General features: G+C 64.1%; 20 protein-coding genes. 10 read left to right on the top strand and 10 right to left on the bottom strand.

Going from position 1 to position 26,349, the window contains the following annotated elements; genetic code table 11:
• The first annotated feature begins 148 nt into the window (after positions 1 to 148).
• From NUW87_RS04125 to NUW87_RS04105, 5 genes are all read left to right on the top strand, one after another.
• Positions 149 to 1,357 carry an MFS transporter gene (locus NUW87_RS04125; RefSeq protein ID WP_269027314.1) on the top strand — a complete coding sequence of 403 codons (1,209 nt, stop codon included), beginning with the start codon at positions 149 to 151 and terminating at the stop codon, positions 1,355 to 1,357.
• Positions 1,354 to 2,349: a nucleoside hydrolase gene (locus NUW87_RS04120; RefSeq protein ID WP_269027313.1), complete on the top strand. Its 996-nt coding sequence runs from the start codon at positions 1,354 to 1,356 to the stop codon at positions 2,347 to 2,349. Before NUW87_RS04125 ends, NUW87_RS04120 begins: the two co-directional genes overlap by 4 nt.
• A gap of 109 nt (positions 2,350 to 2,458) precedes the next feature.
• Positions 2,459 to 3,268 (top strand): ECF transporter S component, encoded by an 810-nt coding sequence (locus NUW87_RS04115; protein ID WP_269027312.1) that lies wholly within the window; start codon positions 2,459 to 2,461, stop codon positions 3,266 to 3,268.
• Between the two features lie 9 nt (positions 3,269 to 3,277).
• Positions 3,278 to 3,976 carry an energy-coupling factor transporter transmembrane component T family protein gene (locus NUW87_RS04110; protein ID WP_269027311.1) on the top strand — a complete coding sequence of 233 codons (699 nt, stop codon included), beginning with the start codon at positions 3,278 to 3,280 and terminating at the stop codon, positions 3,974 to 3,976.
• Entirely contained in the window at positions 3,967 to 5,127 is a 1,161-nt protein-coding gene (locus NUW87_RS04105; RefSeq protein WP_269027310.1) for an ATP-binding cassette domain-containing protein, read from the top strand. The genes NUW87_RS04110 and NUW87_RS04105 overlap by 10 nt, the downstream gene beginning before the upstream one ends.
• A gap of 206 nt (positions 5,128 to 5,333) precedes the next feature.
• On the opposite strand, the gene NUW87_RS04100 is transcribed toward NUW87_RS04105, so the two are convergent.
• From NUW87_RS04100 to NUW87_RS04090, 3 genes are read right to left on the bottom strand one after another with little or no spacing between them, the layout of a single operon-like run.
• Positions 5,334 to 8,351, bottom strand: a complete 3,018-nt coding sequence (locus tag NUW87_RS04100; RefSeq protein ID WP_269027309.1) for a DEAD/DEAH box helicase — start codon at positions 8,349 to 8,351, stop codon at positions 5,334 to 5,336.
• Complete coding sequence (locus NUW87_RS04095; protein WP_269027308.1) at positions 8,351 to 8,740, bottom strand: (deoxy)nucleoside triphosphate pyrophosphohydrolase; 390 nt, start codon at positions 8,738 to 8,740, stop codon at positions 8,351 to 8,353. Before NUW87_RS04095 ends, NUW87_RS04100 begins: the two co-directional genes overlap by 1 nt.
• 53 nt (positions 8,741 to 8,793) lie before the next feature.
• Positions 8,794 to 9,753 (bottom strand): L-lactate dehydrogenase, encoded by a 960-nt coding sequence (locus NUW87_RS04090; protein WP_269027307.1) that lies wholly within the window; start codon positions 9,751 to 9,753, stop codon positions 8,794 to 8,796.
• A 123-nt stretch (positions 9,754 to 9,876) separates the two neighbouring features.
• Between NUW87_RS04090 and hisD the strand changes: the two genes are divergently transcribed.
• A complete protein-coding gene (gene hisD, locus NUW87_RS04085) occupies positions 9,877 to 11,178 on the top strand; it encodes a histidinol dehydrogenase (RefSeq protein WP_269027306.1) in 1,302 nt (433 codons plus the stop codon).
• A gap of 52 nt (positions 11,179 to 11,230) precedes the next feature.
• Here hisD and NUW87_RS04080 read toward each other — a convergent pair whose 3' ends face one another.
• The 4 genes from NUW87_RS04080 to NUW87_RS04065 all read right to left on the bottom strand — a co-directional run bounded on the left by NUW87_RS04080 (position 11,231) and on the right by NUW87_RS04065 (position 16,490).
• A complete protein-coding gene (locus NUW87_RS04080) occupies positions 11,231 to 12,643 on the bottom strand; it encodes an amino acid permease (protein WP_377734214.1) in 1,413 nt (470 codons plus the stop codon).
• Between the two features lie 419 nt (positions 12,644 to 13,062).
• The gene (locus NUW87_RS04075) at positions 13,063 to 14,412 is read right to left on the bottom strand and encodes a CitMHS family transporter (protein ID WP_269027304.1); all 1,350 of its coding nucleotides are present in this window, start codon (positions 14,410 to 14,412) and stop codon (positions 13,063 to 13,065) included.
• A gap of 49 nt (positions 14,413 to 14,461) precedes the next feature.
• Entirely contained in the window at positions 14,462 to 15,487 is a 1,026-nt protein-coding gene (locus tag NUW87_RS04070) for a hypothetical protein (protein ID WP_269027303.1), read from the bottom strand.
• A gap of 19 nt (positions 15,488 to 15,506) precedes the next feature.
• Positions 15,507 to 16,490, bottom strand: coding sequence for a hypothetical protein (locus NUW87_RS04065; protein ID WP_269027302.1), 984 nt, complete (start codon positions 16,488 to 16,490; stop codon positions 15,507 to 15,509).
• Between NUW87_RS04065 and NUW87_RS04060 the strand changes: the two genes are divergently transcribed.
• Positions 16,468 to 18,504 (top strand): DEAD/DEAH box helicase, encoded by a 2,037-nt coding sequence (locus tag NUW87_RS04060; protein WP_269027301.1) that lies wholly within the window; start codon positions 16,468 to 16,470, stop codon positions 18,502 to 18,504. The two genes, NUW87_RS04065 and NUW87_RS04060, sit on opposite strands and share 23 nt — an antisense overlap.
• A 110-nt stretch (positions 18,505 to 18,614) precedes the next feature.
• On the top strand, positions 18,615 to 19,391 hold the full coding sequence (locus NUW87_RS04055; protein WP_269027300.1) for a chymotrypsin family serine protease: 777 nt from the start codon (positions 18,615 to 18,617) through the stop codon (positions 19,389 to 19,391).
• Positions 19,392 to 19,536: 145 nt separating this feature from the next.
• Here NUW87_RS04055 and NUW87_RS04050 read toward each other — a convergent pair whose 3' ends face one another.
• Genes NUW87_RS04050 through putP form a run of 3 tightly spaced genes read right to left on the bottom strand, consistent with a single transcriptional unit; the run spans position 19,537 to position 22,227 of the window.
• On the bottom strand, positions 19,537 to 20,019 hold the full coding sequence (locus NUW87_RS04050) for a DUF2269 domain-containing protein (RefSeq protein WP_269027299.1): 483 nt from the start codon (positions 20,017 to 20,019) through the stop codon (positions 19,537 to 19,539).
• A 33-nt stretch (positions 20,020 to 20,052) separates the two neighbouring features.
• On the bottom strand, positions 20,053 to 20,607 hold the full coding sequence (locus NUW87_RS04045) for a GmrSD restriction endonuclease domain-containing protein (protein ID WP_269027298.1): 555 nt from the start codon (positions 20,605 to 20,607) through the stop codon (positions 20,053 to 20,055).
• Between the two features lie 51 nt (positions 20,608 to 20,658).
• Positions 20,659 to 22,227: a sodium/proline symporter PutP gene (gene putP / locus NUW87_RS04040; RefSeq protein ID WP_239219886.1), complete on the bottom strand. Its 1,569-nt coding sequence runs from the start codon at positions 22,225 to 22,227 to the stop codon at positions 20,659 to 20,661.
• Between the two features lie 166 nt (positions 22,228 to 22,393).
• On the opposite strand from putP, the gene NUW87_RS04035 reads away from it, so the two are divergent.
• A complete protein-coding gene (locus NUW87_RS04035) occupies positions 22,394 to 25,498 on the top strand; it encodes a DEAD/DEAH box helicase (protein ID WP_269027297.1) in 3,105 nt (1,034 codons plus the stop codon).
• Positions 25,491 to 26,309, top strand: a complete 819-nt coding sequence (locus NUW87_RS04030; RefSeq protein WP_269027296.1) for an SWIM zinc finger family protein — start codon at positions 25,491 to 25,493, stop codon at positions 26,307 to 26,309. Before NUW87_RS04035 ends, NUW87_RS04030 begins: the two co-directional genes overlap by 8 nt.
• Positions 26,310 to 26,349: the final 40 nt, after the last annotated feature.

Here is a 26,349-nt window from a genome sequence, read left to right as displayed (position 1 = left end):
CACTATGAAGCCCGGCGACATCACCAGCCAGACAGTTGAACGCCTGTGCGAATTCCGGTCGGCTGCCAGGGGTGATATGCCTTTGTGGAAAATATTTGCCACATTGCCAAATCAGACCACCCCACCCGGCGATGTACCCTAGCCAGCAATGAACGCCGACAATCCAACTCAACAGAAGACGCCCCGCACCCAACCGAAGATCCCGCGCACGATCTGGGTGCTTGTCGGCGCCGCGTTCATCATCGCCCTCGGCTACGGGCTCATCGCCCCGGTGCTCCCGCAGTTCGCCGGCAGTTTCGGCGTGTCCATGGCTGCCGCCGGCGCGGTGATCTCGATCTTCGCGTTCGCGCGGCTCATTGGTGCACCGGGGGCCGGCCGGCTCGTCGATAGGCTTGGCTCCCGCCCGATTTACCTCACCGGCCTGCTTATCGTCGCCGCCTCCACGTTCTTCGTGGCCTTCGCGCAGGCATATTGGCAGATCCTCGCCCTGCGGTTTATCGCCGGGTTCGGCTCCACCATGTTCACGCTGTCGGCCCAGGCGTTGATCGTGCGCGTGACGCACCCGAGCATCCGCGGGCGCGCCAACGCACTGTACGCCTCGGCGTTTCTGGTGGGCAACGTCGTCGGCCCGATCATCGGCGCTGCGCTATCCTTCCTGGGCTTCCGCGCGCCATTTGTCATTTACGGCATCGCGGTCGCGGGCGCGGCGGTCGCCGTCGGCGCGCTGACCCAGCCGCGCCCCGGCTCCGAGCCGCTGCCCGCGGCGAAGCCGAAAATGCGCGTGCGCCAGGCGTGGCAGAGCTCCACCTACAAGGCGCTGCTGGCTGCCGGGTTTACCAACGGCTTCGTCAACATGGGCTCGCGCGTGGCCATCTTGCCGTTGTTCGCCGCGGCCGTGTTTGAGCGCGGGGGAGCGGCCGCCGGGTTTGCGCTGACCGCCTTCGCGTTCGGCATGGCCGTAACCCTGCAGTTCTCCGGCCGCCTCGCCGACAGTCTCGGCCGCCGCCCGCTGGTCGCCGCGGGTCTTGCCACCTCAGGCGTGTTCACGGCACTCCTTGGCGGCGCGACCAGTTTCTGGCCGCTCGTGCTGCTGTCTGCCGCCGCAGGCATCGGCGCGGGCCTGATGAGCCCCGCCACCCAGGCCACGCTCGCGGACATCATCGGCAACGAGCGCTCCGGCGGTACAGTGCTGTCCACGTATCAAATGACGCAGGATGCTGGCACCATCCTCGCGCCGGTGCTGCTCGGCGCCGTCGCGGAGGCCGCCGGCTTCCAGGCCGCGTTCGGCGTGTGCGGGGCGGTGTGCGCCACCACGTTCATCATCTGGCTTGTCGCCGGAAAGGAAACAAAACCGTGAGAGTCATTCTGGATTGCGACCCCGGCATCGACGACACCTACGCAATCATCTTCCTCACCGCCGCGGCCCACGCGGGGCTCATCGAGCTCGATTGCCTAACGACGACCTCCGGAAACGCCCCCGCCGACCAATGCGCCCAAAACGGTGCCTGGATCCTGGGACTTTCCGGCCTGCCCATTATCTCGCTGGCCGCCGGCCTGCCCGAACCTCTCGAGGTGGAGCTGACCACCACGCCGGAAACCCACGGCGAGACCGGCCTGGGTTACGCCACCTCGCCCGAGCGCCACGTGGAGCACGACTGGGACGCCCTGTGGATCGACTCCATCGAACGCGGCACCGACGATTTACACCTCATCGTCACCGGACCGTTGACCAACCTGGCCGCCTTCGCCCACGCCCACCCGGAGCACTTCCGAAAGCTCAAACACATCACCGTGATGGGCGGGGCAGTGCACTACCCGGGCAACACCACCCCGAGCGCGGAGTGGAACTTCTGGGTGGACCCCCACGCAGCCGCCGACGTGTTCGCCATGACACCGGTGCCGATCACTCTGTGCTCGCTCGGCGTGACGGAGAAGATGGTGCTTACTCCGGGGGCGTTGGCGGAGTTCGTCGATAAGCTTGGCGGCGCCCCTGTGGCACAGCACCTGGAGGCGATCACGCGGTTTTACTTCGAATTCCACGAGGACGTGGGCGAGGGCTATCAGGCCCAGATCCACGACCTGCTCACCGTGCTAATTGCGCTGGGGCTTGTGGAATACACATGGAAGGACGCAGCCGTCGATGTGGAGGCGGACTCGCAGCTCATGCGCGGCACCTCCGTGGCGGACCTGCGGGGGATCTGGGAGCGCGAACCCAACGCGCGCCTGGTCACCGGGGCTGAGATCGAGATGGCCTGGGGCTGGTTCACGTGGGCCTGCGAGGTGCACGCCAAAGTCGCCGCCGGCGACGCCGAGATTGTGGAGCTGCGCCACCTGCGTGCCGACGACTAGGCCGGCAAAACCACCCCTGCTACACTCCCGAACCGATAGCCCAGCCGAGGTGACATAGGCGATGAGGGCTGTACTTCCCGTTCCTCCCCGCACACCACTCGGAGTTTCCATGTCACACACCGTTTCCACCCAGGCCGCGCCCACCGAGAACACCGCGCAGAAGGCCGAATGGACCCCCGCCCGCCGCGCACTCGTCATCGCAGGCGCCGTCCTCATCGCCGCCACCTGGCTGTACTTCGTGTTGGTCCACCCGGCGGACTGGGACCAGGTCACCGGTTCCGGGCAGGGCATCGCGCTGCTGGCCGGCTACGGCATCGGCACCGCGCTGCTGCTCGCCGCGGTGATTCCGGTGCTGCCCGCGCGCACGCTGGGGCTGATCCCGATTGCGATCATCATCAACTCTGTCGTCGGCGAGATCGTCGGCTCCATCGGCCTGCCGCTGTACCTGGACTCCGTGGGCACCGTGCTCGTCGCGGCGCTCGCGGGCCCGGTAGCGGGCATGGCCACCGGCGCGCTGAACAACGTGGTGTGGGGACTGCTCAACCCGGCCGCGCTCCCGTTCGCCGCGGGCGCAGCGCTGATCGGTTGGCTGGCCGGCGTGTTCATCCACCGTTTCAACGCCCTGCGCAATATCGCCACCGTGATCGGCTTCGGCCTGGTGCTGGGCCTTGTCGGCGGCATGGTCGCTGCCCCGGTCGCGGCCTACGTCTACGGCGGCACCGCCGGCGTGGGCACCGGCGCGTTGGTCAGCCTGTTCCGTGAGATGGGCAGCTCGCTCATCGCATCCGTGACTACCCAGGCGTTCATCTCGGACCCGGTGGACAAGGTCATTGTCATGCTGGTGGCGTTCTTCACGGTCAAGGCGCTGCCGAACCGAACCGTCGCGGCCTTCGCCCCGCAGAGCAAGCACACCAAGTAGCCAACCCAAATGCCCCAGCCTCAGACACGCCTGAACCCGCTGACCGCCCTGGTCATCGGCGCGTCCGGCTGGATTCTGGCGCTGGGGATCAACACCCCGATAGCCTCGCTGGCCATCATCGCGGCAGCTCTGACAGCCGGCACTTGGCGCACCCGCAACCCGTCCGTCGCGGCGGCGACCGCACTCCTCGCCGCCCCCGTCGCCACGTCGATGGTGCTCATCCACGCGCCCTACGGCGAGCACAAAATCGCCCCGCTCATCACCTCCGACGGGCTCGCCGACGCCGTCCACCTCACCGCCCGCTTCACCGCACTCGTCGCGTGCCTGCTCGCGGCCGTGGCCTGGACGCGCACGCCGGATCTGGCCAAGGCTCTGCAGAGCACAAAAGGAGGCAACCGCATCGGCTACATCGCCGGCACCACGCTGCAGCTTGGCCCCCAGGGCGCGCACCGGGCTCGCATCACCAGCGACGCTAACCGACTCAAACAGCGACCGATCAAAGCCAAAACCGTCGTGCCGCACCTGATCATGCCCGTGCTCACGGAGCTGCTCACCCAGGCTGGCGCCCGTGGCCAGGCGTTGGAAACCGCAGGCTACGACCTCACCGGCCCCCGCACCGTCCTTTACCCCGTGCATGACAGCATCCTCCAGCGCGCCACCCGCATCCTTATCCCGCTGACCTGCGTGGCGGTGGTCCTATGGATCTAACCCCGCTGACCCAAGCACTCGACCAGCACCGCACCATCGAGGTCGTCGGCAATTCCGGCGCGGGTCTGACCACACTCGCCGCCCAGGCGCACAACGAGTGGCCGGGCGCGGCCGTGGTCCAGCAGGACGCCACTGCGCACGTGTCCTACCTGCGCGACACGGTCATCGAGGAGGTCGCGCTCGGCCTGGAGCAGCGCGGCACACCCATCCCGGAGATGCGGCATCGCTGCGAGCGCGTCCTCAGCGCCGCGGGCCTCACCGAACTCGCCGAGCGCCACCCCGCACAACTCTCCGGCGGCCAAACACGCCGCCTCGCCATCGCGGCCGTCGCGGCCCTCGAGCCGGAGCTTTTGCTTCTCGACGACCCCTTCGCCGGCCTCGACCCCACCTCCGCCCGCGCTGTGACCCGCCTGCTCGAGGCGCTACCGTCACGCATCGTGGTCCTGGGCAACCGCTCCCGTCTCAATGCAGCCAAGCTCTCGCTTATCGACGGCATCCTGTCTCCCACATCCCCTCCCACCCACGAGCCCAGCCTGCCCCCACGCGTGGTGCCCACCGGTGAGCCGATCGACCTCGGTGAGATCACCGCCACCCGCGGCGGAAAACCCCGCAAGTGGTGGCAGTTCCGCGCACACGAGGATCCAGAATTCACCGTCGGCCCGATCCACTTGACCGTGCGCCCCGGCCAGGCCGTGTGGCTGCGCGGCGACAACGGCACCGGCAAGACCACGCTGCTGCGCGCGATGGCCGGCCTCGACGGCAACCCGGGGCTTGCTCACGGCGTCTCCCTCGCCCTGCAGCGCACCGCCGACCAGCTCGCCGAATCCACGGTGGGGGAGTTCGTCGACGACCCGGATGCCGTTGCCGCGCTAGGTCTCGATCCGGAAACCCACCCGCTGGACCTGCCGGCCGCGCACCTGCGCCTGGCCCAGCTCGCCCAAGTCTTCGCCCAAAACCGCTCGCTCGTGCTTCTCGACGAGCCCGACGTCGGCCTCGACGCCCCCTCCCGTGACCGCGCCCACGCCCTCATCGCCGACGGCTTGCGCCGCGGCCAGGCGGTGATCTTCACCTGCCACGACGAGAGCTTCGCCGCGGAGATAGGGGAGTACGCGGCGGTGGACGAGCTTCTTCTCACGACGACAAAGGAGTAACCGCAGTACACAGCGTTTCGAGATCCTCAGTGTACGGCCAATGTGACCCAAAAGGGAGGCTGCTTACAGCGGAAGGGCTGCGACATGGACGCGCACTCCGTCGACCCCAACCTTGCAGCTGAGCCGCAGCAGCCCGAGGGACCTCAGTAGAACAAGCGCCGCGAACCGGCCGGATTCTTCAACGAGAAGCTGACTTTGAGGGGGACTTACTGCTCCAAATGACGTTTGCCTTCCGAATCTTCTCTGACCATGTGGCCAGGGTTTCGGTGGAGTCCCGCCTTCGAGCCGTCATCAAGCGGATCCTGGATGCTCGAACGCTTGTTTGTGGTGAGTGCCTTGTACAGCGGGGCAGGGACAGGTTCGTCTATTCCCAAACTCATGACCACCACGTCGAGCAATTCATCTTTGTTTCCAGTCATTTGCCGCTCTTCGGCGTGCCTGACTTCAGCTTGCCCGAGGTAGTAAAACTCCAAGCCGTCTGCGTCTTCACGCTTCACAAAGAGGTGGAGGTCGGCGGACCCATCCAATATGGGCTGGAGTTCGTTGCTTTTCAGCGTCCGATTGTTCTTGGAAAACCATTGCATTGTGGATTGGTCAATGAACGTGTCGTCGTATCGGTGGCTCGCCAGGACATCGGCGTCCTTGTGGTAGGTGACGAAGATCGGGCATGTGTTGGTGTTTGAATCCACCGCGTACCCGTAGATCGTGGACTCCCTATTGTCGTGCCAATTGAGGAGTCTCGCCGCGTCTTTCCGGGTGTACGTTTTCCCTCGGACGAACATGTCGCTCTGGCGGTATTGGCGCCGGTTTACGAGGAGGCCAGTTTCGATGAGGTCATCGATGTGGGAGCGGAAACTGACTTCCGGGGTCGGGTGTTGATCGTCGTAGGAGAAGTACAACTCTGAAAACCGTTCACCGAGCTGAAAACCGCTGCTTGTGCGGACAGCAAGTGGATTGCCTCCATAACGTTGGGCAGCAGCCTTCGTGAACCAGTCTAGGTTCAAAACGAGCTCTACCGACTTCATGAGGTTGGCCGAGGAATCAAGCTCAGGTGAGTACTGCTCAATTGCGGTCTTGAATTCGTTTGTGGAGAGCGTCCCTTGAGGTCCGCGGCGCACAAGTTCGGAGAGAAGAAGAAGTTCCTGTGGTCGTTTTCCGTGGAGCAGCTCCGCGGCAATGAGGGAAAGGAAGCCCTCTTCTTCGCGGGAGGGTGCACAGTCAACTTCCTTCAATTTGTACAAAAGCGACCAGTAGTTTCGAGTTTTTGGATCGGTTGCGCACAGCACAGACGGATCCATGGACTCGTGGTAAAGGAAATCGACGAGCCTCGGAATCCGGCCGAGCCGGTACTTCAACTCGGCGATGGCTTCGCGCTTCGCTTTAACTCCGGTGATACGGGCCTTTTGCAGGGACTCGATTACTCGGGCTGCGGAGACCTTGTCGAAGCTCACAGTGGAAGACCCGGCTTTTGGGCGGGGGTCGTTGACGTCGTCGAGGATCTTTGGCTTGTGGCCAGTCTTGTTTCCGGTGAGAGCAATAGCAATGAGGTAGTTGTTCGCGTAGTTACCAATAAAATCGATGACGCGCAGCGAGTGCTTGTCGGCGGACTTTCGCAACCCCCGTCCAAGTTGCTGAGTGAAAATAATCGAGGATTCAGTGCTTCGGAGCAGGACGATCACGTTCACCGAGGGGATGTCGATTCCCTCGTTGAAAATATCCACCGTGAAGATGTAATCGAGCTCGCCATTTTCCAGCTTCGAAACGACCGACTCTCGCTGTTCAATCGTGTCTGCTCCCGAGAGACTCCTCGTTCTCAACGGACGGCCGTGAACGGTTCGTGAGGAGAGTGCTTCCGCGAGGATGCGGGATTCTTCGTTACTGCTGCAGAACACGAGGCCTTTCGTACCTTCTGCGAACGAGTATTTCTGCAGTGCATCAACGATGTGCTCGACGCGACTTTCCGCAACCAGATCTTGGAGCTTTGACTTGTCTCCAATTGATCCCCGCGCCGATTCGTAGTCGGCAATGCCGTAGTAGTCGAAGGGGACGAGCATCCGGTTTTCAAGGGCGCCTTCAAGACGGATCTCGTACGGAACGTTGTATCCAAAGAGTTCGAAGACGTTAAACCCATCCGTACGCTCCGGGGTGGCCGTCAAACCCAGCGTGAAGTTTGGGCGGAAGTGGTTCAGGATTGACTGGTACGACTTGGCCCCGGAACGGTGAACTTCGTCGATGATGATCAGATCGAACTGGAGCGGCGAGATTGACGCCAGATTCTCTCTCCGTGAAAGAGACTGAACCGTTGCAAACACCAAATTTTTGTCTAATTCTTGCCGCGCTCCCACGAAGAAACCGATTTGTGAGTCGTCGACTTCCAACACCTTGGCAAACTCTTGAGCTGCCTTTTTCAAGATCTGCTCACGGTGAACGATGAAAAGCGTTTTTGAAGGCTTCATCTGGCGCGTAGCCAACGCTGCCAAAATAGTCTTTCCCGTGCCGGTTGCTGAGATGATCAATGCGCGTTTTTCGCCGGAGTCGACCACGCTCTCCAGCTGCTCAAGGGCCTCCACCTGCATCAGGTTTGGAAGAATCTTCTCGCCTTCCGGAGAAACCTCCATCGGTTGAGTTTCCGTGAAAACGATTGTGCGGTTGGCCCGATTGTGCTCGTACTCGCTGATCCATTCCTCGGTCAGTGGTACTGCCTTTTCGAGGTGCTTGTCGACCCCACTTTGAAGCTGTGACGCGATATTGCCGTTTCGGTGCGAGGAAACTCGGATGTTCCACTCGTGGTTTTCCATCAGCGCGTAGCGCGTGAGGTTTGAGCTGCCGACGAGCGCGGTGACATGATCGCCGTGGTTGAAGATGTAGCCCTTGGCATGGTGGGCGTATTCAGACATGACGTAGACATCGACGTTTTCCAGAGTTAGTAGCTCACGCAATGCAGCTGGCTCGTTGAAATCTTGGTACGAGGACGTGATGATCGTGCCTTTGCCTCGAAACTCAACGAGTTGCTGTTTGAGCGCACCGATACCACCGACCGTCACGAATGCAACGGAGAAGACGTAACTATCAGCGAACTCAAGCTCGTTCTTGAGTGCCTCGTACATGGTGTTTGAGTCACTGTTGGTGATGAGCTCAGGGTTCTCTTGCTTGTTAGCAAGAAGGGCTTCGTCGATGAAGCCGTATTCAAGGTCGCGTCGCAGCGAGGAAAGTGAAGGATCCATTATTGCTGCTGCACGCGTTCAACAGTCTCGATGTCGGCCGGCGCCCACTCAAGTTGGTGCAGCTCAGCTTTAGGAACCCAGCGGATTTCCTGGTGCTCGGAAAGCTCCGGGGCGCCGGAGCGTAGCGTGCAGTAGTACGTGGTGAGGTTGATGACTACAGAGTCGGTTTCGTGCCGGCTCGTTCCGATACGATCCAACACTTCAACCTCAACGCTGAGTTCCTCGAAGATCTCGCGCTTCAGCGCCTGTTCCGGAGTCTCGCCGGGTTCAATCTTTCCGCCGGGAAACTCCCACAATCCGCTCATCGATCGGCCCGGCCCCCGTTGTGCGGCGAACACAAGGTCGCCGTCGAGGATCACTGCTCCAACCACATCGATGTTTCTGGCCATGTAGACATCCTAGACGGCAGCCGGGCGAAGCTGCCGTCGATAAGCAAAGGCCCCTAGAACTCGGCGTGGTCGATGACCTCGCGCAGGGCCTTGGCGGAGTGGCGGAACTTCTCCAGCTCGTCGGAGTCCAGGCGCAGTTCCACGACGTTGCGCACGCCGCTGCGGTTGAGGACGGTGGGGGTGCCGATGTAGAGGTCCTCGAGCCCGTACTCGCCTTCGAGTAGCGCAGAGACGGGCAGGACCACGTCCTCGTTGCGCAGGATCGCGCGCGTGATGCGGGCGAGCGCGTTGCCGATGCCGAAGGCGGTGTTGCCCTTGCGCTTGATGATGTCGTAGGCGGCGTCGCGGGTGCGGATGAACATCTCGTCCATCTGGGTGTAGATGTCCGGGTTGGTCTCGGCCTCGGTCTCCAGCATGGCGCGCAGCGGCACACCGCCGACGGAGCCGGAGGAGAACACGGGCAGTTCGGTGTCGCCGTGCTCGCCGATGATGTGGGTGTGCACCGCGGACGGGGCGATGTCGAAGTGCAGGCCGAGGTTGTGGCGCCAGCGGGCGGTGTCCAGCACGGTGCCGGAGCCGATGACCTGGTTGGACGGCAGGCCGGTCTGCTTCCAGGTGATGTAGGACAGCACATCCACAGGGTTGGTGGCCACGACGTAGATGCCGTTGAAGCCGTTGGCCATGACCTCGGAGTTGATGGACTGGAAAATCTTGGCGTTGCGGGCGATCAGGTCGATGCGGGTCTCGCCGTCGCGCTGCGCCACGCCCGCGCAGTTGACCACCATGGCGGCGTCGCGGCAGTCCTCGTAGGTGCCCACCGTGACGTCCGTGTGGTGGCCCGAGAACGGGACAGCGTGGTTGAGATCCTCAACCTGGGCCCAGACAAGGTCCTCGTTGAGGTCGATGATGGCCAGGTGGTCCGCCAGGCCCTGGTTGGCAATTGCGTATGCGAAGGCAGTGCCGACAGCACCGGCGCCGATAAGGACGATCTTGTTGCCATGAGTCACGGTCATACGACCAAGTGTGTCAGACCAAGCGGGATGGTGCGCGGTGGGGTTGTGTGAAAAACGGCCTCGGCGGCGACGTTGCGTGGATACCATTCAGGAAAGAAATCCCAAGAACTGAAGGGGAGCGACATGCTGTCTGTGACTGATCTCAGAGGCCGCGCGTTGTCAGTGCGCGAACTCCGGAAAGTGCTACCTCGCGCAGGTGCGGACGTAAACGCGGTGGTGTCGCAGGTGACTCCCATCGTGGACACGGTGCGTCACGACGGCGCGCAGGCGGCGCTGGAGTACGGCGAGCGTTTCGACGGCGTGCGCCCGGCCTCTGTCCGTGTGCCCGCGGAGGTGCTAGCGGAGGCCGTGGACGGACTGGACGCGGACGTGCGCGCGGCGCTCGAGACCTCAATCGCGCGCATCCGTGCTGTACATGCGGACCAGAAACCTGCCGAGCACACTACCGAGCTCGCACCGGGCGCGACTGTGACGGAGGTGTTTCGGCCCGTACAGCGCGTAGGGCTGTACGTCCCGGGCGGGAAGGCCGTGTATCCCTCGAGCGTGCTCATGAACGCGATTCCCGCGCAAGAGGCTGGCGTTGGATCAATGGTGGTGTGCTCGCCGCCGCAGGCTGACTTTGGTGGGTGGCCGCACCCGACAATCCTCGCAGCGTGTGCGCTTTTGGGGATCGAGGAGGTGTGGGCGGTCGGCGGCGCCCAGGCAGTCGCGCTGCTCGCCTTTGGTGATGAGAACCTAGAGCCGGTGGACATGGTCACAGGCCCCGGAAACGTCTTCGTCGCCGCGGCGAAACGCGTGGTCAATGGCGTGGCGGGCATCGACGCTGAAGCGGGTCCAAGCGAGATCGCGATCATCGCTGACGGCTCCGCCGACCCGGTGTACTTGGCGTACGACCTCATCTCCCAAGCTGAGCACGATGAACAAGCGGCATCAATTCTGATTACCGATTCGCCAGCGCTTGCAGAGGCCGTTAACCGCGAAATCGCGGACCGCTACCACGTCACGCTGAACGCGGAGCGCGTGCGCGAGGCGCTGCAGGGACCGCAATCAGGCATCCTGCTTGTCGACGACCTCCGGTCCGCCGTCACTATCACCAACGCGTACGCGCCCGAACACCTGGAAATCCACACCGAAAACGCCCGCGAGGTTGTGTCGCAGGTTGCCAATGCCGGCGCGATCTTCGTCGGGCCGTATACCCCTGTGCCGCTCGGCGACTACTCCGCCGGCTCGAACCACGTGTTACCGACATCTGGCACGGCGCGCTTCGCGCCAGGGCTGAGCACCCACACCTTCCTCAAACCAGTCAACGTGGTGGAGTACTCCGCGGATGCGCTAGCGGAAGTGGCCGACGCGGTGGTCACGCTTTCAGACGCTGAAAGGTTGCCAGCCCACGGCGAAGCAATCAGGGTGAGACAGGAGCGGTAAGACTAAAACCCAGCGCCGCTGACGCAGCGCTGGGTTTTACTCGTTTCGGGATCTATTTCGCGTCGTACTCGACCTCATCCTCCGCAATCGCCTGCGGGCGACCGGTGACGAAGTAGAGGATCGTCATCAGGATCAGGAACGCGACACCGACGATGAGTGCAGTGTGGAACTCCTCCATCCACACCATCGTGCCAAAGGTGAACAGGATGAACGCGACGGAGAACCACTGACCGAACGGCCAGAGTGGTACCGGGAACTTCAGGTTCTGCTCCTCGGCGGGGGAGATGTTGCGTCGAGAAGCAATGTGCGCGAGGAGGATCATCAACCACACAAAGATGGTGGCGAAGGTGGCCAACGCTGCGACGGTTTCAAAGATGTCGGGGTAACGCTGGTTCAGGAAGACACCGACGATCAGGGCGATGATCAGCATGACCACCGTCATCACGGGCACATCGCGGTAGGTCTTCGCCATCGCCCGCGGCGCCAGCTTCTCCTTGGCCAAACCCGCGAGCACGCGGCCAGTGCCGAACAGGTCAGCGTTGATGGCGGACAGCGACGCACTCAGCACCACAACATTGAGAAGTGCTGCCGCCCAGCTGACACCAAGAGTGTCGAAGATCTGGACGAAGGGGGAGTCCTCGCCGTCGATGGTGCGCCACGGGTTGATCATCAAGATGATCAGAATGGACAGCACATAGAAAATCAGGATGCGCGCCGGGACGGTGTTCACCGCCTTGGGGATGGAACGGTCCGGGTTCTCGGCTTCGGTGCCAGCGACGCCGATGATTTCGGTGCCGCCGAACGCGAACAGCACGAGAATGAATGATGCCGCCATGCCTGAAATGCCGTTTGCGAAGAAACCGCCATCACTCCAGAGATTGCTCACACCCATCGTTTCAGGCTGCGAACCGAGGTTAAATGCGAGGATGGCGGCGCCGCCCACGATCATGGCTATCACAGCGCCGACCTTGATCAGCGTGAGCAGGAACTCTAATTCGCCGAAGAGCCGGACCGCAGCCAGGTTCGCCGCGCTAATGATCAAGAGCGTGACCGTAATCCAAACCCACGCGGGTGTTGTCGGGAACCAGAACTTCATATAGATCGTGATGGCGGTTAAGTCCGCCAGGCACACGATCATCATCTCGAAGGCGAACATCCAACCGGTGATGTAGCCGCCCCAGCCGCCCAGGTACTTGCGGCAGTACACGGCGAACGAGCCGCGCACCGGGTTGCGCACGCTCATCTCGCCGAGCGCGCGGAGCATGAAATACACCACCGCGCCGCCAAGCAGGTACACCAGCAGCACGGATGGACCCGCCGCCTGGATGGCTCCTGCGGAGCCGTAGAACAGGCCGGTGCCGATGGCGGAGCCGAGCGCGATGAAGTGGATGTGGCGTGCGTTCAGGCCGGGGCGTTTCGGTTTGGGCTTGTTAGCGGATTCAGATGGTGCAGTCATAACAGACATCACTGTGCTCTTTCGGGAAGCAATGCGCGAATCGGGGCGCGGGGAAATGGATTGAGGTGTGCCAAAAGTTGGGGCGGCGTCTCCCCGGTTTGGCCGTCGATAGGCGAGTGCAACCGTGTACCTCGCGGACGGATCCGGGGGCGCGGTGTGAACGACATAAGCCTCGATGCGTCCGCGCTAACAAGAAACCCCTGCGCGATTTGCAGCAGAGGCTGTTAGCGCAGGGGGCTGGAGTCGGCCGACACCGCGCTACAGATGATGATGCAGGCGGGTCGGCTGGGTATTCAGCAACGCAGAACGCGTGGCCTGCGCGGCCACGGTTACAAATGCGCTGCTGTTGATCATGTCGGCGACTGTAGCACGGTGGGCGGTATGTCCGCAGCGGATTGCGGAAACTATTTGCCGCAATGCGCGTAGCACTACGCGAACACGCCGAATGCCCAGGACCCGAGAACCAGCAGGACCGAGAACACCCAGCACACCGGGAAGGCGAGGCGGATGTACTTGCCCATTTCGCCTCGGGCAAGGCCGAGCGCCAGCCAGAGGGCGGGGGAGAATGGGCTGACAAACGTGCCGATGACGTTGCCCACGATCATCGCGGATGCTGCGCCCATAGCGGAGACGCCGAACGCCTCGGCGGTTTGCTGCACGATCGGAAGGACGGAGAAGTAGTAGGCATCGGTGGACGTCGCCAGGTCCAGCGGCACACCCAAAAGGCCGACGATGATGTGGATGTACGGGCCGACAGCCTCCGGCAGAACAGCGATGAGCGACAGCGCGATCTGCTCCAGCATGCCAGTGCCGTCGAGAATGCCCAGGAACATCGCTGCGGCGAGAATCACGCCGGCCATGGACAACGCGGTGGGAGCATGACGGCGCAGCGCGTCGCTCTGGTCCTCGAGCTGGGCAAAGTTAATGACAAGGAGCAGTGCAGTGCCCACAAGAAACGCCGGAGCCGGGGATGCAAGGCCAGACACGAGAACACCAATCAGCGCGACAGTGATCAGCGCGTTCGCCCACGTCACCCATGAGCCGCCGCGTTGAGTGAACTCCAACTTGGCGCGTTCCTCCTGCTGACGGTTAGAAAAGTCCTCCGCGACGGCATTGACGTCGACTTTCTCATCAGCTGGGCCTGCAGCGGTGGCCCGGCGGCCTTCAACCACGCCAAAGATGGCGGCGACGATGAATACGAGCACGATGGCGACGCCCTGCACAGGAAGCAGGTGGGCCCAGATCTCGTTCGGTGACGGGCCGATGACTGAGCTGGCGCGGCCGACGGGGCCACCCCACGGCAGCATGTTCATCACGGATGCGGACAGCGCAACGATAGTCAGCAGCACGTAACGAGACATTCGCATCGCCTCGTACAGCGGGAGCAATGCCGGGATGGTGAGCAGAAACGTCGTGGAGCCGGAGCCGTCCAGGTGAGCGACGATCGCGATGGCTGCCGTGCCCAGTGTGACCAACAGCGGCGTGCCGCGCGTTGCCTTGATCAGTGCCTTGATCACTGGTTCAAACAGCCCCACGTCGGAGAGAATGCCGAAGTAGATGATGGCGAAGATGAACATCACCACGACGTTCATCACCCGGTCCAACCCGTCCATGTAGAAATCCGAGATCTCGGCAACGCCAGCGCCGGTGAGTATGGCGCCGACGATGGGGATGAGCGTCATCGCGACGATTGGGTGGGTCTTGCCTTTCAGCAACAGCCCGACGGTGACCACGATGATGGCCAGGCCGAGCAATGTCAGCGCGAGGGGAGAAGTCATGGAGAAATCCTAAATCACAGACCTCTCTGTTCTGTGTTTCAGGTCATGCTTAGGGTTGCTGCTCCACGTCCTTCTCCGGGAACAACAGCGCTAACGTTGCGGCGCCGGCACCTTCGCGCTCACAGATCGGATCGCCCACACCTCCCGGGGCGGAATCTGGGAACGTGAACCCGACGGTGCAGTTCCAGCCCTCGGGGGAGGTCCAGTCGGCGGTTTCAGCGCCTGCGTCGAGGAAGTCGATGTACGGCTTCGCTGCCTCCATCACCCCGACGCAGTCGGTGTCCGGGGCCACCGCAATACCAACGAAGGCGCCTTCTTTGCCTTCCTGCGAGTAGGGGAAACTGCCACAAACGGTGCCTTCCGGGGCAGCGGAGTCTTTCGCCTCCTGCTCCTTGTGCAGCGTATTCCCACCTTCCGCGAGCAGATCCTGGTACGGGCTTTCAATCGTCGTCTCGCCTCCGCTCACGGTGGCGGTGTGAGCTCCGCGCACAAGGAGCATCGTCTCGTCGTCGGGGCGGCCGATGGTGAAGCCGTTGAGGGTGACCTTCTGGCCGGTCTTCAACTCGGCGGCGTCTGCGACGTATTTGTCTTCCGGGGCTTTGTCTTCCTCGGTGTGGAAGCCAACCGCGGGGTTGTAGTTCAAAAACGAGTGGGGCAGCGCGATGCCGGGGGTGCGCTTTTCTGGTGGGATGCTCTCCGGGTCTATCTCGCCAGCGTCGCAGGTGAAGCCGAACAGCGTGTTATCGGTCATCTCGGCAGAGGTAGACTCCGCTTTTTCAGTGGGGACGTTGCAGGTTCCAATCCCGGGCAACGCCACTTGAAAGACCATAGGGGAAGCGGTGAAACCGTCGGCTGGGGCCTCTTCGAGCGTGTCCAGGTCTGCGGCGGTGAAGTGCTTCTTAAACGGGCTCTTGTTCTGCTTCGGTGTGTCCTCGGTGGCGCCAGTTTCGGCAGTATCCGGTGGAGCGACCTCCGCAGCGTCCTCCGAAGAGGTGCAGGACGTGAGGGCGAGCGCAGACGCAGCGAAGGCGGCGGCGACGGAAAAGGCAGTACGGCGGTTGTGCGTGTGGGTCATGTCGGCTGCTCCTTCGCGTCTACTGTCCGGCGCCACGCGGCGGCAGGTCGACCACCACGGCGCCACCGGAGCCCTGGCGGTAGCAGTTCGGGAATGTGCCGGCGCCAAATTCCTGGTGGGGCATGGGGAAAAACGAGATGTCGCAGCGCCAGCCATCGGGGGAGTTCCAGGCCACGGGCGAGTGCTCGTCGCCAAGGGTTGCGCGGTCTTGCCGGAAGTACTGCGAGATCGCCGCAAGCGCCGCGTTGCAGTCGGTGTTGTTGGTCAGCGCCACCGGAACCGACACGCCGCCGTTGGGTAGGGGCTTGAACCCGCACAGGAACCCTTCGGGCGCCGCGTTGTAGTCGTAGCGGTCCGGGGTGCGGCCGCGGATGATGGTGTTGGGGCGCTGCTCGCCGTAGCGCTGGAAGCTGACAATCGGGCTGAAGCTGAACACGGATCCGGCGACGATCGCCGCGGCGTGCGTGCCACGTTCGATCACTGCGACGTCGTGGTCCGGGCGGCCGACGGTGAAGCCGCCGATGGTGACCTTCTGCCCCGGCAGAAGCTCTGTGTATGTGTCGCCGAACTGCAGTGACCGGTTCTGGTTGTCCACGAAACCGACGATGGGGTCGTACTCCAAAGTGAAGTGTCCGCCGTCGCCGTACGCGGCGTCGATGCCGAACGGGAACGGCGCGTCCGCGGCTGCGGGGATCACGCAGCCGTTGCTGCCCGTGCCGGGCAGCGCGATTGCATGCATCTTGTCGTGCAGGAAGGGTTCTGCGGGGACTGCTTGCAGGGAATCGATGTCGATGTCATGGGCCTTGCGTGCTGCAGTGTTGGGGTCCATCGTCGGTGCTCCTTCGAGGTGTGGGGCAGAGGTGTCGTCGATAGGCAATGTGACCTGCAGCACGAACTTTACGGGAGGGTGTGTGACTTCGCCCGCCGGGAAACCGCAGGAATACTTACGGGGGCGCACAATGGCGTACGCTGAGCCAACGATGAGCATTTCCGAAAACGCCACCGGCGGCGAGAATGGGCCGGACATGAATGAGTCGGAAAATCAGAACAACCCGCAGGATGTCGCGGCCGAGATCGTTGAGGCCGTAGTAGAGGACACCAGGGATGCGGGGGTTTCTGAGGAGACCGGCGCCGCGGACACCGTGGCCATTGAAAATGAAGATGATGTGCTGAAGCTTAACGACGAACCTTCGGCTGAACCCGCCATCGAGCCCAAGAAGCCCGAGAATGGCTTCGAAACCCTCGGCCTGCCCGACCAGGTCATTGAGGCAGTCAAGCGCGTCGGCTTTGAGCAGCCGTCGCCGATTCAGGCGCAGACCATCCCGTTGCTGATGAAAGGCCGCGATGTGGTCGGCCTCGCGCAGACGGGCACCGGCAAGACCGCGGCGTTCGCGCTGCCGGTGCTGTCCCAGATCGATCCGGACAAGCGCTACCCGCAGGCGCTCGTGCTCGCGCCGACGCGTGAGCTGGCGCTGCAGGTGTCCGACTCCTTCCAGTCGTTCGCAGACCACATCGACGGCGTGAGCATCCTGCCGATCTACGGCGGCCAGGCCTACGGCATCCAGCTGTCCGGGCTGCGCCGTGGCGCCCAGGTCATCGTCGGCACCCCGGGACGAGTCATCGACCACTTGGAGAAGGGGTCACTGGACATCTCCAACCTGGACTTCCTCGTTCTGGACGAGGCCGACGAGATGCTCAACATGGGCTTCCAAGAAGACGTCGAGCGCATCCTGGAAGACACCCCGGACTCCAAGCAGGTGGCGCTGTTCTCGGCGACGATGCCGAACGCGATCCGCCGCATCTCCCGCGACTACTTGAACGACCCGGAAGAGGTCACCGTCAAGTCGGAGACGCGCACAAACACCAACATCACGCAGCGCTACCTGTTCACGGCGCACCGCAACAAGCTCGACGCGATCACCCGCATCCTTGAGGTGACCGAGTTCGAGGCAATGATCGTGTTCGTGCGCACCAAGAATGAGACCGAGGAGCTGGCTGAAAAGCTGCGCGCCCGCGGGTTCTCCGCCGCCGCCATCAACGGAGACATTGCCCAGCAGCAGCGCGAGCGCACCGTGGACCAGCTCCGCGACGGCCGCCTGGACATCCTCGTGGCCACCGATGTCGCCGCCCGCGGCCTGGACGTCGAGCGGATCTCGCACGTGCTCAACTACGACATCCCGAACGACACGGAGTCCTACGTCCACCGCATCGGCCGCACGGGGCGCGCGGGCCGTTCCGGTGAGGCGATCCTGTTTGTCACCCCGCGCGAGCGCCGCATGCTGCGCTCCATCGAGCGTGTGACCAACGCGACCATCGAAGAGATGGACCTGCCCACCGTGGACGAGGTCAACGAGTCGCGCAAGGCCAAGTTCATGGACTCCATCACTGAGTCCCTTGAGGCCACCGACCTGCAGATCTTCAAGACCATGGTGCGTGAGTACTCCGCCGCGAACAACGTGCCTATGGACGACATCGCCGCCGCCCTGGCCACCCAGGCCCTGGCCGGCGACGAGTTCCTGATGAAGGAGCCGCCGCGCGACAAGCGCGACCGCCGCGACCGTTTCGACCGCGACGACCGCCGCGGGCGCGGACGCGACCGCTTCGACCGAGACGATCGTGGTGGCCGCGGCCGCCGCTTCGACGACAGCGGCAACTTCGACACCTACCGCCTGGACGTGGGCAAGCGCCAGCACGTCCGGCCGGGCGCGATCGTCGGTGCCCTGGCCAACGAGGGCGGCCTGAACTCCAAGGACTTCGGCCGCATCACCATCGGCGGCGACTTCACCCTGGTGGAGCTGCCGAAGAACCTGGACCAAGCCGTGCTGGATCGCCTGGTGGACACCCGCATCTCCGGCCAGCTGATCAACATCCAGCGCGACCACGGCGCACCGCCGCGTGATCGCGGCGGACGCGGCCGTGGACGCGGTGGCCGGGGAGGCTACCGCGGCGGGCGTGGACGCGACGACCGCGGCGGTTACCGCGGCGGACGAGGCCGTGGCCGCGACCGCTGGGATTAACCCCCACAACCTGATGCAGCCGGCACAGCTCACAAGCAGCGTGCCGACTGCTTTGGGTTTGGGTGGGGGACCGGAGGGCGTCGATACGCAAGAATGCTAGGTTAATGCGCATGTCTTCCCAGCGCACGCACCGAATTTCCAGGGCACTCCTCGCAGCGGCCGTCGCGCTGGGGATGCAGGCCGCACCCGCCGAGGCGCAAACGCGGGTGGAACAAGGCGCGCCCGTGCTTGTCGACGGCACCGGCACCTGCACCATCGGCTTCAACGACCCCGCCCGCCACCGCAGCCTCGTGGCCGCGCACTGCGGAGCCGAAGGCGCCCGAGTCAACGCCGGCGGAGCCACCGGCACGCTGTTTCGCTCCAAGGCCTACGACGGCCACCTGAGCAACGACTGGGCCGCCATCCAATGGGACCCGGGCGTGCACGTCGGCGGCAACCGGCTCACCGGCGACGCGTGGGTCCACCCGGGTGACGTGCGCCTCGGCGAGACCGTCTGCTACTTCTCCCGCACCCGCGGCGCACAGACCTGCGGGCGCTTCTCCGGCTCCGCCGACGGCACTTTCTTCGCCGCAGCGCCACTGAGCCATCCCGGTGACTCTGGCGGGCCAATGTGGGTCCCCGGCCGCGGCTTCATCGGCGTGGTCTCCAGCATGTGGACCTCCAACCCGCTGCCGTTCCTGCGCGGCGGTGACTACGTCATCGGCATCGTGCCCCACGACGGTCCCGCCGTCCCCGAAGCCCGCCTCGTCGGCGTATGGGGGCAAAACGCGCTGTTTACCGGGCTAACCGGGCCGGTGGCGGAGGTGCTGCGCAAGGCGGTGGACGGCATCTTCCGCGCGCTTGCCGGACTGGGCCTCGGCGGCACCCCTGCGCTGCGGTACAAGTAGGTGGCGGGGTCGGCACGGATGCGGTCTGCGCGGGGGTGTCATCCAGGACCCCGGGCGCGGGCCGGAACTAGCCCAGCGAATAAGGCCCAGCCATTCGCCGAACGGGAATAGCTGGGCCTTACTAGCGGGAACCCCCGCGCGTTCCTTACGCCGGGGTCGGCAGGAACATCAGGATCAGCGTGAGCATCCACAGCAGGTTGAAGATGCCGGCGCCGGCGGTTGCCTTTGCCTTGGACTTTTCAAAGTTGTCGGTCACATCGGACGGGTCGGCATCAGCGGCCGGCAGCGCGCCGATGGTGCCCATCATCTTGCGCTGCTGCGGGATGACCATGGCCAGCAGGATGGCCCAGGCGATCACAGAGAGCACGATGGCGGTGTGGAACCAGTAGTTGGACTTGTAAGCCTCCCAGTCGAACGCGAGCACGGCGCCGCCGAGCAGGGGGACGAGCAGGGAAAGCATGCCGTAGGTCTTGGTGATGCTGTAGAGCACCGACGCGCGGCCAGTGGACTCCTCGCCGCCGGCGCGGGATTCCGCGGCCTGGCGCGGGAACATGGAGGTCGACACGACGACGGGGCCGAGCAGCAGGATAGCCGCGGCCACGTGCAGGAAGATGAGGAATGTAGTCATGGGCCCACACCTTACGGCATGGTGGGAAAATCCTCACAGCTCGCCGCGGGACAGGAGCCCGGCGACTCCGGAGCATGCGCGCCGCACCTCCCGCAGGTCTGCCCGGGGCAGCGGCAGGGCGTAGTGCTTCGCGACGTCCACGAGCCTGCGCCCATACGCACAGCGCGAGCGTCTGTCTGAGGGCATCCATTCGGAGGGAAGTTTGTCGCCTTTGGCCTGGTTAGCGGCGGAGGAGACGGCGACGAGGTTTCGCGGGTCGTTGTAAAAGCTGGCCCGGGTGGCGCCGTCCCAGCGGTGGGCGCCTAGGTCCCACGCGGCGGAGACGGGCAGGATGTGGTCGATTTCCACGTCATGCGGCAGAAGAAAATCCCCGGTGTAGGGGTCTACAACTCGGGGATTATCCCACTGCGGCCAGGGCTGGGCGCAATCGGCGTCAAAGGCGGCAGCCATCACCGCGGCGCGGGTGTCGCAGCCGCGGGTGCCGGCGGCCCAGCCGGGGCCGAACTCGGCTCTGTCGTAGCCGAGGATGGTGGTGCGGTGGGGCACCGTTGGGACGTCGATAGGCAATTGCCCCGTGGGAAACGGCACCACCAGAACAGTAAGAGCAGACAGAATAAGAAGGTATCGGCGCATACCTTCTTAGACTGCGGTGGAGCCTCCGCGGTTCCGCAGGGCTGCGGAGAAGTCCTCGTCCGGGTGGGCGAGAGCGTAGTCGGTGGCGGCTGCGGCGGTGTCGAACTCTTCTGCCACACCCTGCTTCGGGCGGGTGGCCAGGGAGACGATGACCATGGCCAGGGTGGCCAGGATGACGCCCGGGACGATCTCGTAGATGATGCCGTTCAGCGCGTCCACGGAGCCCCAGACAAACGAGGTCACGGCGCCGACGATCATGCCGGCGATCGCGCCCTGGGAGGTGAGGCGCTTCCAGTACAGCGACGCCACCACCACGGGTCCGAACGCGGAGCCGAAGCCGGCCCACGCGAAGCCGACGAGGCCGAGGATGGTGTCGGACGGGTTCAGCGCCAGCAGCATGCCAATCAGGGCAATGCCGATGACCATGGCACGGGAGAGCACGAGCAGGGTGGTGTTGTTCGGGTTCTTCTTGAAGATGCGGTAGATGTCCTCGATGAGCGCCGACGAGGTGACCAGCAGCTGGGAGGACATGGTGGACATGATCGCGGCGAGCACGGCGGTGAGCACGATGCCGGCAATCAGCGGGTGGAACATGATGCGGGCCAGGTCCAGGAAGACGGTCTCGTAACCGGACTGGTCGGTCACGGACGCGGACTTCTGGCCGAAGTAGACCGTTGCCACCATCGCGGTGAAGATGCCGCCGAGGTAGCAGATGGCCACCCAGATGGTGCCGGTGCGGCGGGCTGCCTTCGCCTCAGACGGGGAGCGCAGCGCCATAAAACGGGTGATGATGTGGGGCTGGCCGAAGTAGCCCAGGCCCCAGGCGATGTTGCCGATGATGGTGCCCGCGGACACGCCGGCGACGACGTTGAAGTAGTTCGGGTTGCCGTCCTCCCAGGGGCCGTAGGGGTTGGAGGTGGCCCAGGAGAAGATGTCGGACGGGTTGTCCAAGGACATCAGCGCCATGATGGGCACCGTGATCAGGGCGAGGAACATCAGGCCGCCCTGCACCACGTCGGTGTAGCTCACGGCGAGGAAGCCGCCGATGAAGGTGTAGAGCACCGTGATGGAGCCGACGATGAGCACGCCGTGAATGTATTCGCCGCCGAAGGTGGATTCGTAGTAGCGGCCGCCGGAGACCATGCCGGAGGAGACGTAGAACGTGAAGAAGAAGATGATGATCACGGCGGAGGTGAAGCGCAGCACGCGCGAGGTGTCGTGCGTGCGGTTCTCGAAGAAGCTGGGCAGCGTGATCGAGTTCTTGGCCACCTCGGTGTAGCCGCGCAGCCTCGGCGCGATCCACTTCCAGTTGGCCCAGGTGCCGATGAACAAGCCGATGACGATCCACAGCTCACTCATGCCGGCGACGAACAGGGCGCCGGGCAGGCCCATGAGCAGCCAGCCGGACATGTCTGAGGCGCCTGCGGAGATGCCGGCGACGAGTGGGCCGAGGCCGCGGTCGCCGAGGACGTAGTCGTCGTATTTTGTTGTCTTGCGCCACGAGTAGAACCCGATGGCGACCATCACCCCGAAATACAGGACGATGGCAAGCACTAGCCAGAAACTATCGGACATGTGCACTCCCTTGCGTCTTTGTAGATGTCGGTCACAGTTCCGCAACACTGTAACGCATACTTTCTTGCTTCTGTCTTGATCTGCAGAATTACCTGAACGGGCGCTGAAAAAATGTGTTCGAACACTCGGCGCGGGCGATGTCGGTGTCGGTGGTATAAGGGTGGGTATGCCTGAATACCTTCTCCATGGCCTGTGGCTCCCCGAGTCCGGGCTTTCGGTGTGGGTTGAGCGCGTACAGGGCCACCGGATTGTGACCATGGAAGACGTGCCGCCCGGCACGTTTCCGCCGATCGTGCATTCGCTTTTAGACGGCCAAAGGTTCCACCACTTCCATACCCTCATCCTGCAAACCCCGAAGGGCCGCCACGTCCGGTTGAAAGCGCCCTTGGCCCAGTTTGCACCCGAGGACGCGGTGCGCTTTTTGGACAGCCTGTCGCACCTGGACGAGGAGTCGCCGGCGGCCACACCTGCTCAGCGCGAGGCGGTGGCGCCGGACATGTACTGGATTCTGCGCATGTATAGGGGCCTGACCCAGTTCGTGCGCGCGGGACGTGTGAGCATCAACGTGCCGTACCACGACGGGCTGTGGTACGCGCAGTGGCAGCTGGGCACCGGTTTAGAGGAGCGCAGCTGGCTGGCGGAGATGATCGCTGCCTCGCCGGGCGTGCTCACGGTGAACAACGCGAACTTGAGCGAGGATTGCGCGCAGACGTTCACGCACTGGATCGCGTCGGCGCGCCTGCAGGGCGCGGCGGCGAAGGCGCCGACCAGGCCGTACCCGTGGCACGATTTTGTGAAGTCGCTGCTTTACAGCATGCCGTTGCGCCGCGGCGGGGCGGTGCTGGCCCGGCAGATAGGGGATTGGAACGGCACGATCACGGCGGTAAACCTGCAGCTGGTGTTCATCGTGGAGTCGCCGAGCGAGGCGGAGGAGTCGGGCCCGGACACGCTGTGGCCGGTGCGCGTGCAGGTGCGCTCGAGCTCGGATTCGCCGCGGCCGGTGCGGCTGGGGGACTACGACTCGAATACGGCGGACGTGTTGCGCGGTCAGCTCGACCACGCAATCGAGTTGACCTCGCTGGCGGACCCGGCGAAGCATGGCCGGTTCCGTTCCGCGGTGGACCACGGCTTCGACCCGAACGCGGGCGATTGGGACCTGTATTTAAACGGCGACGAAATTGTGAAGTTCGTTCGCGAGAGCGCCTCGTACCTTCGGGCACACGGCTTTGTGGTGCTTTTGCCTCGCGCGTGGGCGACTGCGGAGACGGCCTCGAAGCTGAAGGTCAGCGAGCACCAGGACCCGCACGATTCCTCCACCGTGACCATGATGGGCTTCGACACCCTGGTCAAGTACGACTGGAGGCTGTCCGTCGGCGGCGTGGAGCTTTCGGACGAAGAGATGGCGCAGCTGGTCAAATCCAAGTCCGGCCTGATCAAGCTCCGCGGCGAGTGGGTCCTGGCGGATAGCCGCGAGGTAGCCAAGACCGCGAAGTACCTGGAGAAGCTGCACGATACCTCCCTGGAAACCGCCATGCGTGAGGCGGAGGCCGCCATTAAGCGCGCCCGAATCGCCCAGGCCGCCGGCTCCGATGATGCCGAGGAGCTGCAGCGCATCGCCGATGAGGCGCAGGCGGAGTACGAGCGGCTCAAGGCCGCCGAGGGCGAGGGCGTGGTCTCCGCCGCGGAGCTGCGCCAGCTCGCGCTGGAGGCGGGCGCGGACAACCCGATCGAGTTCACCGGCTCGCGCTGGTTTACCTCGCTGGTCGGCGGCACGGACCGCCCGGCGCCGGAGCGTGTGGACATCCCCGATACCGTCAACGCCGAGCTGCGCGAGTACCAGCGCCGCGGCGTGGACTGGCTGTACTTTATGTCCCGCAACAACTTGGGGGCGGTGCTTGCGGACGACATGGGACTGGGCAAGACCCTACAAATGCTCACCCTGCTTGCGGTGGAACAGGCGGAGGGCATGAGGCGCGGCCCGTCGCTGATCGTCGCCCCTACGTCGGTGGTGAACAACTGGGCACGCGAGGCGGACCGCTTCGTGCCGGGCATGCGCGTGCGCGTCCACCACGGCGCGGGCAGGCTCAAGGGCGACGACCTGTTTGAGGCAGCCGACAACGCCGACATCGTCATCACCTCCTACGGCACCGCCGCGCGCGACGCCAAGGATCTGGCGGCGGTGCAGTGGGATCACGTGGTGTTGGATGAGGCGCAGGCGATCAAGAACGCGGGCACGCAGTCGTCGAAAAGCGTGCGCGCAATTCCCGCACGCCACCGCATCGCCTTAACCGGCACGCCGATTGAAAATAAGCTCTCTGAGCTGCGCAGCATCCTGGATTTTGTCAACCCCGGCATGCTGGGCTCGCAGAGTTTCTTCCGCAACCACTTCGCCAAAGCCATCGAGTCGCGCAGAGATCCTGAGCTGGCGGACGAGATGGGCGAGCGGCTGCAGCGTCTCACCGCGCCGTTTATCCTGCGCCGCCTGAAAACGGACACGGCGATCATTTCGGACCTGCCGGACAAAGCCGAGCACGTCATCGCCGTGGATATGACCCCGGAGCAGGCTGCGTTGTACAAGGCACTGGTGGACAGCACGCAGGCAGAGCTTCAGGAGCGCAAGGGCATGGCACGCAAGGGGCTCGTGCTGGCCACGATCACCCGCATCAAGCAGGTGTGCAACCACCCGGCGCACTTTCTTGGCGACGGCTCCGCGGTCACCGAGAAAGGCCACCACCGCTCCGGCAAGGTGGAAAAACTCATGCAGCTGTTAGAGGAAGCCGCCGCGTCCGAGCAGCGTGTGCTGATTTTCACGCAGTACAAGGCGTTCGGCGACATCTTGCAGCCCTACCTTTCGGAGCGGCTGGGCGAGGACGTGCCGTTCCTCCACGGTGGCGTGGGCAAATCCGCGCGCGACGCGATGGTGGAGCGCTTCCAGCAGCCGGACGGGCCCCGCGCGATGATCCTCAGCCTGAAAGCCGGCGGCACCGGTTTGAACCTGACCGCGGCATCCATGGTCATCCACCTGGACCGCTGGTGGAACCCGGCCGTGGAAAACCAGGCCACGGACCGCGCGTTCCGCATCGGGCAGGAGAAGAACGTCACGGTGTACAAGATCATCACCCGCGGCACGATGGAGGAGTCCATCCAGGACATTCTGGACGGCAAGACCCAGCTCGCCGGCGCCGTTGTGGGGCAGGGTGAGGGCTGGATCACCGAGCTGGGCACCGAGGAGCTCGCCCAGTTGATCAGCTACAGGGGGCAAAATGACTGAGAAGAAGCGTCCGCAGGAAGACAACGTCATCTACGCCAACTTCGGCGCCCGCAAACGAGTCTCCAGCGCGGCCGAGACCGGTGGTGCGGATATCACCGCGTTCCGTCCGCGGTCGCTTTCGCCTGCGGCAATGCTCATCTTCAACGCCGCGGTGCGCCAGACCGACGTGGGCCGGGCGAAGCGCGGCGCGGAGTACGCCGCCCGGGGGCAGGTGGTGGAGCTGCACCCGGTGTCGCATGGTGTGCGCGCGGAGGTTGTGGGCAGCCAGAACGACCCGTTCCGCGTGGCTATGTACTTGCCGCAGCGCCATGCCGAGGAGATCCGCCGCGCCACCGGCGCGATCGTGCGCGCGCCGGGCTCCATTGCCGCGGCGAAAGCTGGCACGTTGGACGAGGAAGTGCTGGAGATCCTGCTGTGCAAAACGCCGCAGGAGGTCACCTTCTACTGCGACTGCCCGGATAGCGCGGCCGTGTGCAAGCATGCCGTCGCCGTGGCGCAGCGCACCGCGGAGCTCATAGACAAAGACCCGAGCGTCATCTTCACCATGCGCGGGCTGCGCCTGGAGGAGCTAGAGAACCGCAAGCGCAACCAGGCGGAGGACTTGGCTAAGGAGAATGCCGAGCCCGGCTCCGAGTACTTCTGGTCCGGCCGTCAGTTGCCCGAGCTGCCGCGTCCGAAGGTGGCGCCGATGATCGAGGATTCGGACATCGACCTGCTCCACCGCGCGATGCAAACTGTGTCGTTTACCAACATCGACCAGTTGCGCGCTGTTGCGGACATTGAAGATCTCTACGACGAGCTCACCCGATAGCTCGTGTGTTCGAATGTTTGCGCTGGAGTGTCGGGCGCAG

This window comes from Corynebacterium pilbarense (genome assembly GCF_026930265.1).
Classification (GTDB): domain Bacteria; phylum Actinomycetota; class Actinomycetes; order Mycobacteriales; family Mycobacteriaceae; genus Corynebacterium; species Corynebacterium pilbarense.
This window is presented reverse-complemented; position numbering and strand designations above follow the sequence as displayed.

Excerpts from the sequence above, each read along its gene's own strand:
- NUW87_RS04125 (WP_269027314.1), top strand. The coding sequence starts at position 149 with ATGAACGCCGACAATCCAACTCAACAGAAGACGCCCCGCACCCAACCG.
- NUW87_RS04115 (WP_269027312.1), top strand. The coding sequence starts at position 2,459 with ATGTCACACACCGTTTCCACCCAGGCCGCGCCCACCGAGAACACCGCG.
- NUW87_RS04110 (WP_269027311.1), top strand. The coding sequence starts at position 3,278 with ATGCCCCAGCCTCAGACACGCCTGAACCCGCTGACCGCCCTGGTCATC.
- NUW87_RS04105 (WP_269027310.1), top strand. The coding sequence starts at position 3,967 with ATGGATCTAACCCCGCTGACCCAAGCACTCGACCAGCACCGCACCATC.
- NUW87_RS04100 (WP_269027309.1), bottom strand. The coding sequence starts at position 8,351 with ATGGATCCTTCACTTTCCTCGCTGCGACGCGACCTTGAATACGGCTTC.
- NUW87_RS04095 (WP_269027308.1), bottom strand. The coding sequence starts at position 8,740 with ATGGCCAGAAACATCGATGTGGTTGGAGCAGTGATCCTCGACGGCGAC.
- NUW87_RS04090 (WP_269027307.1), bottom strand. The coding sequence starts at position 9,753 with ATGACCGTGACTCATGGCAACAAGATCGTCCTTATCGGCGCCGGTGCT.
- hisD (WP_269027306.1), top strand. The coding sequence starts at position 9,877 with ATGCTGTCTGTGACTGATCTCAGAGGCCGCGCGTTGTCAGTGCGCGAA.
- NUW87_RS04080 (WP_377734214.1), bottom strand. The coding sequence starts at position 12,643 with ATGTCTGTTATGACTGCACCATCTGAATCCGCTAACAAGCCCAAACCG.
- NUW87_RS04075 (WP_269027304.1), bottom strand. The coding sequence starts at position 14,412 with ATGACTTCTCCCCTCGCGCTGACATTGCTCGGCCTGGCCATCATCGTG.
- NUW87_RS04070 (WP_269027303.1), bottom strand. The coding sequence starts at position 15,487 with ATGACCCACACGCACAACCGCCGTACTGCCTTTTCCGTCGCCGCCGCC.
- NUW87_RS04060 (WP_269027301.1), top strand. The coding sequence starts at position 16,468 with ATGAGCATTTCCGAAAACGCCACCGGCGGCGAGAATGGGCCGGACATG.
- NUW87_RS04055 (WP_269027300.1), top strand. The coding sequence starts at position 18,615 with ATGTCTTCCCAGCGCACGCACCGAATTTCCAGGGCACTCCTCGCAGCG.
- NUW87_RS04050 (WP_269027299.1), bottom strand. The coding sequence starts at position 20,019 with ATGACTACATTCCTCATCTTCCTGCACGTGGCCGCGGCTATCCTGCTG.
- putP (WP_239219886.1), bottom strand. The coding sequence starts at position 22,227 with ATGTCCGATAGTTTCTGGCTAGTGCTTGCCATCGTCCTGTATTTCGGG.
- NUW87_RS04035 (WP_269027297.1), top strand. The coding sequence starts at position 22,394 with ATGCCTGAATACCTTCTCCATGGCCTGTGGCTCCCCGAGTCCGGGCTT.
- NUW87_RS04030 (WP_269027296.1), top strand. The coding sequence starts at position 25,491 with ATGACTGAGAAGAAGCGTCCGCAGGAAGACAACGTCATCTACGCCAAC.